The sequence below is a fragment of the Stenotrophomonas sp. TWI602 genome (assembly GCF_039674045.1).
GTDB lineage: Bacteria > Pseudomonadota > Gammaproteobacteria > Xanthomonadales > Xanthomonadaceae > Stenotrophomonas.
This window is the reverse complement of record NZ_JBDJMT010000009.1, coordinates 1-9,792: the sequence shown is the minus strand read 5'-3', so window position 1 is coordinate 9,792 and position 9,792 is coordinate 1. Positions and strand designations below refer to the sequence as shown.

Below are 9,792 nucleotides of genomic sequence, written 5' to 3'. Positions count from 1 at the left end.
ATCGGCATGAGGCCGGGCGCGCTGCTGCTGGCATTGCTGGCCGGCTGGGGCCTGCTCGGCGTGCCGGTGGTGCTCGGCGCCTGGCCGCATGCGGTCTGGTGGGCGATCGGTGGCGGCGTGGCGCTGATTGCGCTGGTGGACCTGCTGCGCCTGCGCCGCCAGCCCTCGCCGAGTGTGCACCGCGAGCTGCCGGAGTCGCTGGCACTGAACGTTGAACGCGAGGCGACGCTGCGGCTGGAATCGAGCCGCCACCAGCGCGTGGACGTGTTCGATCTGGTGCCCGGCGGCTGGAGCCTGCAGGGCCTGCCGCGGTCGCTGGCGCTCAAACCGATGGTCGCCAGCAGCGTGGCGTACCGGCTGACCCCGACCGCGCGTGGCCGTTTCGTCTTCGAGGGCGTGCACCTGCGCATGCACAGCGCGTGGCGGCTGTGGCATCAACGGCGGCAACTGCCGCCGGCGCTGGCGGTGCGCGTGTACCCGAACTTCGCCCCGCTGACGCGCTTCGCATTGTTCAGTGCCGAACAGGCCTCGCGCCTGGTCGGCGCGCACCTCAAGCGCCGCCGCGGCGAAGGCACCGACTTCCACCAGATGCGCGAGTACCGCGTCGGCGACAGCCTGCGCCAGATCGACTGGAAGGCGACCGCGCGGGCGCGCAAGCTGATCTCCCGCGAATACCAGGACGAGAAGAACCAGCAGCTGGTGCTGATGATCGACACCGGCCGGCGCATGATGGCCAGCGAAGGTGGCCTGTCGCACTTCGATCATGTGCTCAACGCGGCGCTGGTGGTGTCCTACCTCGCGCTGCGCCAGGGCGACGGTGTGGGCCTGTTTGCGGCCGGGGGCGACAGCCGCTGGGTCGCGCCCAGACGCGGCATGGGCACCATCGATACCCTGCTGCGCGCCAGCTACGATCTGCAGGCGCAGCCGGTGGCCACCGATTACCTCGCCGCTGCCACCGAGTTGTCGCTGCGTCAGCGCCGGCGCTCGCTGGTGATGCTGGTCACCAACGTGCGCGATGAGGACATCGAAGACCTGCTCGCCGCAGTGCGCCTGCTGCAGCGCCAGCACCTGGTGTGCGTGGCCAGCCTGCGCGAGAGCGCGCTGGACGATGCGCTGGCCCAGCCGGTGGAGACCCTGCAGGACGCCACCCAGGCCGGCGCGATCGCGCGTTACCTGCAGCAGCGCAGCGACGCACATGACGCGCTGCGCAGCCACCGGGTGATGGTGCTGGATGTCACCGCCGAGGCCCTGCCCGGCGCGCTGGTGGAACGCTACCTGGCGGTCAAGCGGGATGGGTTGCTGTAACGCTCAGAGATAGATGCGCGTCGGCGCTTCGTCGATGATCGCGTGCGGTACGAAGCGGGCGCTGTCGCGGGTGATCCGGCTGTTGTCTTCGCGGATGCCCATGCCACAGGCGTGGTCACCCACCACCCAGCTGCCGATCAGCGGATAGCCGCCATCGAACGCGGTGAGCGGATGCGCGGCCTGGCGGATCGCCGGGCCGGTGTACGGGCCTTCGCTTTCCTGCCAGCTGCCATCGGCCAGGTGCATGGCCACATTGGCGCCCTCGCGTGAAAACAGCGGCTTGCGCACCCAGCCACGCGGCAGCTCGCTGCCATCGTCGAACTCGGCGGCGAGCAGGTTCGGGTGGCCACGGTGACGCTGCCACAGCAGCGGCAGCACGCCCTTGTTGCTGAGGATCGCCTTCCACGCCGGTTCCAGCAGCTGCACGCCCGAGGCGGGCAGCGCCTGGCCGAACGACTCGGTCATCAGGTCTTCCAGCGGGTACAGCTTGAACAGGCTGCCGATCACGGTGTCGTCGAGCGCAGTGAAGCGCCCGTCCTCGGACAGGCCGATATCCTCGATCGCGATCGCTTCGCCGCGCAGGCCGGCCTGGGCCGCGCAGTCGCGCAGGTAGGCGACCGTGCCCTGGTCTTCGTCCGACGCACCCACCGCGCTGAAATACAGCGGCGGCGGCAGCTGCGCGGCCAGTTCGCCGAAGCGTTCGACCAGCGCCTCATGGATCGCGTTGAACTGATCGGCATCCGGCGGCAGCCGGTTCTGGTTGCGCTGGTCCTCCAGCCACTGCCACTGGAAGAACGAGGCTTCAAACAGCGAGGTGGGCGTGTCGTAATTCAGCTCGTAGAGTTTGGCCGGGCCGGTGCCGTCGTAGGCAAAATCCAGCCGCCCATACAGGTGCGGCTCGCGGCGACGCCAGCTGTCAGCGATCCAGTCGCGGAACGGCGGCGGGATCGCCAGCTGGTCCATCAGCTGCTGGCTGCCCACCACCTCGTCCACCAGGTCCATCGCCATCGCATGCAGCTCGGCGCTGGGATCTTCGATGTCCTGTTCGATCTGGCGCAGGGTGAAGGCGTAGTACGCGGTTTCATCCCAGTACGGCAGGCCATCGATGGTGTGGAAACGGAAACCCGACTCTTCGGCCCGGGCGCGCCATTGGCTGCGCTCGGCGATACGCACGCGCTGCATCGATCAGCCGCCGACGCTGCTGCGGTTGCTGCTGGTGTTGCCGAAGCCACCGCGGCTGGCGGTGACCGCCCGGTTCGGGGTGGCATTGACCGGGGCCAGGCCGGCCTTGCCGGCGCCGATGCCGCTGGCGGTGTTCATGCCACCGGTCGACGGACCCGGGCGTGCCCAGCCCTTGGCCTTGTCCTGGTAGGCCGGGCTCGCGGCCGGCTGCTGGGCCAGGCCTGCGCCGCCACGGTTGCTCAGCATCTGCGACATGAAGAAGCCCATCATCATCGGGCCGATGAACGAATGGCCGGTGGAGGTCTTCTGTTCCACGCACTGCTCGGCGTTGTATTCGGCCTCGCAGGCTTCACGCGTGGCGTACTTGGGGGCGGCATCGGCCGACTGCTTCTGCGCCTCGGCGAAGGCAGTGCGGCAGCTGGACGGATCGCCGGTGGCTTCGGTACAGGCCTGCACCGAGGTGTAGAGCCCTTCCTGCACCTGCACGGCCTCGTTCTTCTGGCAGGCGGTGAACAGCAGCGGCGCGGCGCTCATCAGCAGCAGCGCAGTGGTCCTGGAACGTTTCATGGCGTCATGCCCCCTAGTACGGTTATCTCCCCAATCATGCCTGATCGGGGCGAACAACCAAAACCGGCAAAGTCGCCCAGCTGAACGCGGTTTCAGGTTTTGCCCGGAAAACACCGGTGGCAACGGTTGCAAACGCAACCGGAATTTTTCGGCAGAATCGAGGTGAAACGCGCCCCCACGGCCCGCCAGATCCTGCCAGCCACCATGCCTGAATACCGCTCCCGCACCTCCACCGCCGGCCGCAACATGGCCGGCGCCCGCGCCCTGTGGCGCGCCACCGGCATGACCGATGGCGACTTCCACAAGCCGATCATCGCCATCGCCAACTCGTTCACCCAGTTCGTGCCCGGCCACGTGCACCTCAAGGACCTGGGGCAACTGGTGGCGCGCGAGATCGAGCAGGTCGGCGGCGTGGCCAAGGAGTTCAATACGATCGCGGTGGATGACGGCATCGCGATGGGCCACGACGGCATGCTGTATTCGCTGCCCAGCCGCGAGATCATCGCCGACTCGGTGGAGTACATGGTCAACGCGCATTGCGCCGATGCGCTGGTGTGCATTTCCAACTGCGACAAGATCACCCCCGGCATGCTGATGGCCGCGCTGCGGTTGAACATCCCGGTGGTGTTCGTCTCCGGTGGGCCGATGGAAGCGGGCAAGACGCGCTTGTCCGAGCACAAGCTGGATCTGGTGGATGCGATGGTGATCGCCGCCGATGAAAGCGCCAGCGACGAGAAGGTCGCCGAGTACGAGCGCAGCGCGTGCCCGACCTGCGGCTCGTGCTCGGGCATGTTCACCGCCAACTCGATGAACTGCCTGACCGAAGCGCTGGGGCTGTCGCTGCCCGGCAACGGCTCCACGCTGGCCACCCACGCCGACCGCGAGCAGCTGTTCCGCCGCGCCGGCCGCGTGGTCGTGGAACTGTGCCACCGCTGGTACGGCGGCGAAGACGTGGGTGCATTGCCACGCGGCATCGCCACCCGCGAAGCGTTCGAGAACGCGATGACGCTGGATATCGCCATGGGCGGCTCCACCAACACCATCCTGCATCTGCTGGCCGCGGCGCAGGAAGCGGAGGTGGACTTCGACCTGCATGCCATCGACGAACTCTCGCGCCGTGTGCCGCAGCTGTGCAAGGTCGCCCCGAACACGCCGAAGTACCACATGGAGGATGTGCATCGCGCTGGCGGTGTGTTCGGCATCCTCGGCGAACTCGCGCGCGGTGGCCTGCTGCATACCGACGTGCCGACCGTGCACAGCCGCACCCTGGCCGAGGCGATCGCACGCTGGGATGTCGCGGTGAGCACCGATGAAAAGGTGCACGATTTCTTCCGTGCCGGCCCCGCCGGCATCCCGACCCAGGTCGCCTTCAGCCAGGCCACGCGCTGGCCGACGCTGGACGTGGACCGTGCCGAAGGCTGCATCCGCGCCGTCGCGCATGCCTATTCGGCCGAAGGCGGGCTGGCGGTGCTGCGCGGCAATCTGGCCGTCGATGGCTGCGTGGTGAAGACCGCCGGCGTCGACGAATCCATCCACGTGTTCGAAGGCAACGCGCGCGTGTTCGAGAGCCAGGACGCCGCCGTGGCCGGCATCCTCGCCGATGACGTGGTGGCCGGCGACGTGGTGGTGATCCGCTACGAAGGCCCGCGCGGTGGCCCGGGCATGCAGGAGATGCTGTACCCGACCAGTTATCTGAAATCCAAGGGGCTGGGCAAGCACTGCGCCCTGCTCACCGACGGCCGTTTCTCCGGCGGCACCTCGGGCCTGTCGATCGGGCATGCCTCGCCGGAAGCGGCCTCGGGCGGCACCATTGGCCTGGTGCGCAACGGCGACCGCATCCGCATCGACATTCCCGCACGGCGCATCGATCTGCTGTTGGATGACGCCACGCTGGCCGCACGCCGCGCCGAGCAGGATGCACTGGGCTGGAAGCCGCGCGAGGTGCGCCCGCGCAAGGTCACCGGCGCGCTGAAGGCCTACGCGTTGCTGGCCACCAGTGCCGACAAGGGTGCGGTGCGGGACCTGGCGAAGCTGGAAGAGTAGGCCCACGCCATGCGTGGATGCGTGCAGTTTCAGGCTGCGGCGCGTTCTCATCGGAGAGCAGCCACGCATGGCGTGGCTCTACCCCGTTCTGATCGGAGAGCAGCCACGCATGGCGTGGCTCTACCGTTGTGAACGCCACGGCCACGTGGCTGTCTGATGCATCCCTACCCGATCACCCGCTTGAACGGCGGCAGTGAATCGATGATGCGCTTGCCATAGCGGCGGGTCAGCAGCCGCGAATCGAGGATGATCACGCGGCCGGTGTCGGTGGAGGTGCGGATCAACCGGCCGGAGAACTGGGTCAGCGTGCGCAGCGCATGCGGGATCGCGATCAGGTTGAAGGCGTTCAGGCCGCGGCTTTCGAACCACTCGCTCAGGGTGGAGGTCTGCGGGTCGGTCGGCACCGCGAACGGCACCTGGGTGATCACCACCGTGGTGCAGGCTTCGCCGGGCAGATCGAGGCCCTCGCCGAAGGAATTGAGCCCGAACAGCACCGAGCCCTCCCCGGCCGAGGTGCGCCGCAGGTGCTCGTCGATCATCTTCTGCTTGGCGGTTTCGCCCTGCACCAGCACCTGCTTGCGCTGCGCGGCCGGCATCAGCTCGGCCACCTTTTCCATTTTCCAGCGCGAGGTGAACAGCACGATGCTGCCCTTGCCCCAGTCCAGCTCCTTGACCAGGTACTTCGCGATTTCCTTGGGGTGACCTTCCTTGTCATCCGGGGTGACCGGGAATGCCGGCACGATCAGCTGCGCTTGGTTCGGCAGATCGAAGGGCGAGGCCAGCGAGACCATCTCGGCCTCGGCCGGAATGCCGTTGTCGATCGCCAGCGCCTGGAAATCGCCACCGCCGGTGAGCGTGGCCGAGGTCATCACCACCGAGTCCACTTCGTCCCAGAGCAGCTTGCGCAGCACGTTCGCGGCCGAGACCGGTGAGCCATGCAGAATCAGATCGCCATCGCGCGAGAGGGTGATCCAGCGCGCGGTCGGCGGCTGGCCCTCCTTGTCCTCGCGGCGCCAGCCGGTCCACAGGTTGTGCTGCTGCTCGATCATCTCCAGCGCCATGCCGAGGTTGCGCTGCAGGCGCTCGCGCGCGGCATCCTCGGGCTTGCCTTTGGCCACCTGCGTCAGCGCGGCGTGCGCCCAGTTGAACAGCGCGCGGGTGTCGTCGGCGATGGCCTCGATATCCGGCATCCAGATGTCCGGCAAGCGGCCATTCGGAGCGCGCCACATCGGCTCCTGCGCGGAAGGATCCGGCCGCCAGCTGCGGTCGATCACATCGCGGAAGGCCTTGAGCTGCTTGCTGACCTTGGCGGCGGCCTCGATCGCCTCGTTGGGCAGCAGGTTGCCCAGCTTGTCCTTGTCCACCGCGCGGTAGGACGCGGCGATCAGCACCTGCAGACGGCCGGTGCGCTTGGCCATTTCGTCCAGCGCGAGGCTGGCCGCGCCCTGGTCGATGGCGACGTTGCCGATGTGATGCCCTTCATCAAGCACCAGCAGCATGTCCGAGGGCGGCGCGATCAGCGGCTGGCCGTTGTCGCTCTCGCCGATCGACAGCGCCGACAACAGCAGCGCGTGATTGGTCACCACGATCTGCGCCTCGCGCACGGTGTTGCGCGAGCGCAGCACCGCGCACTGCGCCGAGTAGGCGCACTTGCGCCCGGCGCAGCCGGAGGCCGGCGTGGTGATGCGCGAGCGCAGGGTGTTGCTGATCGTTTCCGGCGCGTTGTCCAGGTCACCGTTCCAGCGGCCTTCTAGGAAGGCCTTGCTCAGCGACTGCGCCAGGTCCATCTCGATCGGCGCCAACGGCCGGTCGAACAACGGCTGTTCGTCGTCGAACATGCCTTCCTGCGCGCCATCGCCATGCGCTTCGGCCGCGTTGCGGGTGCACAGGTAACGGGTGCGGCCCTTGGCCAGCGCCACGGTGGCTTCGATGCCGGTGGCCTTGAGGAAATTGGGGATGTCGCGCTCGACCAGCTGCGACTGCAGCGCCACGGTGCCGGTGCTGATCACCAGTTTCTTCTTGGTCGCCAGCGCGATCGGCACGCCGGCGGTCAGGTAGCCCAGCGACTTGCCGACGCCGGTGGGTGCTTCGACCACGCCGACGCCGCCGCTGTGCGAGAGCGCACGCGACACCACGCCGATCATCTGGCTCTGCGAGCGCCGGGTACTGAAGCCGGGCGTATTGGCCTGCAGCTTGGCGTAGGCGTCGCGGATGCCGGCCTTGAGCTCGTCGTTCAGGGCGCGGGGAGCTTCAACTTTTTCGGTCACGCCGGGGGACTGCCTGACTGGATCACGGCCCCCATTTTCTCACGACCCGGGGGCCGTGACCGGCGCCATTTTCCGCGCCGGTTCATATCCGTGACGCGGCCCACGCCCTTACTGTGGGCCGCGACAGGTGGCTGCACCCCTCAGCGTGGCGGCAGCGGCGCAGTGGGGGGAACGGCGTGGCCGCGCAGCGCGCGGGTCATCGCCCAGACCAGCAGCACCAGCGCGAGCGCCTCGAACAGATTGAGCGCGAAGTGGCCGGCACCGAGCAGCTTGGACATCAGCTGCAGATTCTCGTAGTTGCCCTGCTGCACCATCCACATCGGCACCAGGTTCAGCACCAGGCCGGCCAGGGTGGTCAGCGCCATCACGCCCAGCGCAGCCAAGGCCACGCTGCGGATCGCGCCGCGCGGGGTATCCACCACCCAGACCACGGCGATCGCCAGCGCGATCAGTACCGGCAGGCGCACGCCCACCATGGTCAGCATCGAGATCAGCAGATCCATGTCCACCGGCTCAGTCCTCGCCGGCCAGCGGGGCCAGTTGGGTCCGCAGCTCGGTGTAGACCGCATCGGTCTGCGGGCGCACGGCGTGCCACTGCAGGAAGCTCTCCGCCGCCTGTTCGACCAGCATGCCCAGGCCATCAACGATGTTGCGGCAGCTGGCCGAGCGCGCCCACGCAGTGAAGGCAATCGCGGCCTCGCCGTAGTTGAGGTCGACCGCGGTGGTCATGCTGTTGACCAGCGACAACGGCAGCTTGAACTCCGCGGCGCGGTCGCGGCCGGCCGAGGTGGCGTTGATGATCAGCTCGAAATCGCCCAGCTCGCGGATGTCTTCCCAGTAGCGGGTGATGGCGCGACCCGGCTCACCCATCGCATCGATCAGCGCGTCGGCGCGCTCGGGGGTGCGGTTGACCACCACCAGCTCCAGGATGCCGGCATCCAGCAGGGCCGGGGCCACGCTGCGGGCCGAGCCACCGGCGCCGATCAACAGGGTGCGGCGGCCACGCAGGTCCAGGCCGTGACGGTCGGTGAGATCCCGGACCAGGCCGATACCATCGGTGGTATCGCCATGCCAGCGATCGCCCTTGCGCAGCAGCGTGTTGACCGCACCGGCGCGGCGCGCGCGCGAGGTCAGCGTGGTGCACAGCGCGAAGGCGGCTTCCTTGTGCGGCGCGGTGATGTTGGCGCCCACGCCCCCCTCGGCGGCAAAGGCGTCCAGGGCCGCCAGGAACTCGCCCGGCGATGCCTCGATCGCACGGTAGTCCAGCGCCAGGCCTTCCTGCCGGCCGAACGTGGCATGGATGTGCGGCGACTGCGAATGCGCGATGGGCTGGCCGAATACGGCGTAACGGTCGGTCATGGGTTTCCTGCTCCGGGCCTAGAATGGAACGCAAACCCCAACGGACGCGATGATGCGCATTCCATTGTCTCTGCTCGCGCTGAGCGCCAGTTTACTCTGCACACCCGCCGCGATGGCGCTTTCCGAATTCGGCATCGAGGGCATGGGCGTGGTCTCGACCAAGGCCAACGAGGCGCAGGCCACGATCGCAGCGGATGGCCAGCGCATCGTCTGGGCCAGCGACCGACCCGGCGGAAAGGGGGGCTGGGACCTGTGGCAGGCGGTGCTGCGCGAGGGGCGCTGGCAGGACCCTGCCCCGCTCGCGCTCAACAGCGCCAATGACGAGCGCGACCCGTACTTCAGCCACGATGGCCGCTGGCTGTACTTCGCCTCCGACCGCAGCGGCGGAAAAGGCGGCTTCGATCTGTACCGTGCCCCGGTGACCGCCGACGGCACCATCGAGGCCGTGCAGGCCCTGCCGGCGCTCAACACGCGCGACGACGAACGGGCGCCCGCGCTGCGTCCGGATGGGCGCACGCTGCTGTTCTCACGCAACGGCAGGCAGACCCAGGGCGGCTTCGATCTGTATCTGGCGCCCGTGCAGGGCGAGGGATTCGGTACCGCGCAGGCCCTGCCGGCCCCGCTCAACACGGCCGCCGACGAACTTGGGGCGGCGTGGCTGGACAATGACGGCGCACTGGCGTTCACCCGCGCGAGCGACGGGCATTCGCAGGTCCTGCTGGCGAGCTGCGATCACCGCCAGGCGGCGGTGCCGCTGATGCTGTCCTTCAATACCGCCGACGGCCAGACCGGTGCGCCGGTGGTGGACGCGTCGAAGCCGTCGGAGATGGTCCTGGCTGGCATGGCACGCGCACCGCGTGCCGGCGGGCTGGATCTGTACCGGATCAAGGCGCCGTCAGCGCCGCGAGGTACCGGCTGCGGTTGACGCTGCGGTTGCCGCAAGGCAGCCACGCGTGGCGTGGCTCTTATCTCTTGCCGATCTGGCACTTTAGGTGCCGAGAGCCCGGCGTGGGCGACCGTGTGGCTCTAGGTCTTGCGACCGCTGGGTAGCTTGGGTCCCCACGCCGGT

At 68.4% G+C, this 9,792-nt stretch carries 8 protein-coding genes; 3 read left to right on the top strand and 5 right to left on the bottom strand.

All coding sequences use genetic code 11. The features are described 5' to 3' along the window. The first annotated feature begins 6 nt into the window (after nt 1-6). Nucleotides 7-1,305, top strand: coding sequence for a DUF58 domain-containing protein (locus tag ABE483_RS10565; RefSeq protein WP_346481642.1), 1,299 nt, complete (start codon nt 7-9; stop codon nt 1,303-1,305). Between the two features lie 3 nt (nt 1,306-1,308). On the opposite strand, the gene ABE483_RS10560 is transcribed toward ABE483_RS10565, so the two are convergent. Together ABE483_RS10560 and ABE483_RS10555 are read right to left on the bottom strand one after the other, a co-directional pair. Next, complete coding sequence (locus ABE483_RS10560; protein ID WP_313219357.1) at nt 1,309-2,487, bottom strand: glutathionylspermidine synthase family protein; 1,179 nt, start codon at nt 2,485-2,487, stop codon at nt 1,309-1,311. Between the two features lie 3 nt (nt 2,488-2,490). Further along, nucleotides 2,491-3,054, bottom strand: a complete 564-nt coding sequence (locus tag ABE483_RS10555; protein WP_259262015.1) for a DUF1190 domain-containing protein — start codon at nt 3,052-3,054, stop codon at nt 2,491-2,493. Nucleotides 3,055-3,258: 204 nt separating this feature from the next. Between ABE483_RS10555 and ilvD the strand changes: the two genes are divergently transcribed. Next, nucleotides 3,259-5,097 carry a dihydroxy-acid dehydratase gene (gene ilvD, locus ABE483_RS10550; RefSeq protein WP_346481641.1) on the top strand — a complete coding sequence of 613 codons (1,839 nt, stop codon included), beginning with the start codon at nt 3,259-3,261 and terminating at the stop codon, nt 5,095-5,097. Nucleotides 5,098-5,261: 164 nt separating this feature from the next. On the opposite strand, the gene dinG is transcribed toward ilvD, so the two are convergent. The 3 genes from dinG to aroE form a co-directional block, all read right to left on the bottom strand. After that, nucleotides 5,262-7,364: an ATP-dependent DNA helicase DinG gene (gene dinG, locus ABE483_RS10545; RefSeq protein ID WP_346465699.1), complete on the bottom strand. Its 2,103-nt coding sequence runs from the start codon at nt 7,362-7,364 to the stop codon at nt 5,262-5,264. 140 nt (nt 7,365-7,504) lie between these two features. Then, nucleotides 7,505-7,867, bottom strand: coding sequence for a hypothetical protein (locus ABE483_RS10540; RefSeq protein WP_346481640.1), 363 nt, complete (start codon nt 7,865-7,867; stop codon nt 7,505-7,507). 10 nt (nt 7,868-7,877) lie between these two features. Continuing rightward, nucleotides 7,878-8,723 (bottom strand): shikimate dehydrogenase, encoded by an 846-nt coding sequence (gene aroE / locus ABE483_RS10535; RefSeq protein WP_346481639.1) that lies wholly within the window; start codon nt 8,721-8,723, stop codon nt 7,878-7,880. 52 nt (nt 8,724-8,775) lie between these two features. Between aroE and ABE483_RS10530 the strand changes: the two genes are divergently transcribed. Then, the gene (locus tag ABE483_RS10530; RefSeq protein WP_346481638.1) at nt 8,776-9,648 is read left to right on the top strand and encodes a TolB-like protein; all 873 of its coding nucleotides are present in this window, start codon (nt 8,776-8,778) and stop codon (nt 9,646-9,648) included. Nucleotides 9,649-9,792 lie beyond the last annotated feature (144 nt).

What these genes read in the sequence shown, in the direction of transcription:
- ABE483_RS10565 (WP_346481642.1), top strand. Translation starts at nt 7, where the DNA reads ATGAGGCCGGGCGCGCTGCTGCTGGCATTGCTGGCCGGCTGGGGCCTG.
- ABE483_RS10560 (WP_313219357.1), bottom strand. Translation starts at nt 2,487, where the DNA reads ATGCAGCGCGTGCGTATCGCCGAGCGCAGCCAATGGCGCGCCCGGGCC.
- ABE483_RS10555 (WP_259262015.1), bottom strand. Translation starts at nt 3,054, where the DNA reads ATGAAACGTTCCAGGACCACTGCGCTGCTGCTGATGAGCGCCGCGCCG.
- ilvD (WP_346481641.1), top strand. Translation starts at nt 3,259, where the DNA reads ATGCCTGAATACCGCTCCCGCACCTCCACCGCCGGCCGCAACATGGCC.
- ABE483_RS10540 (WP_346481640.1), bottom strand. Translation starts at nt 7,867, where the DNA reads ATGGATCTGCTGATCTCGATGCTGACCATGGTGGGCGTGCGCCTGCCG.
- aroE (WP_346481639.1), bottom strand. Translation starts at nt 8,723, where the DNA reads ATGACCGACCGTTACGCCGTATTCGGCCAGCCCATCGCGCATTCGCAG.
- ABE483_RS10530 (WP_346481638.1), top strand. Translation starts at nt 8,776, where the DNA reads ATGCGCATTCCATTGTCTCTGCTCGCGCTGAGCGCCAGTTTACTCTGC.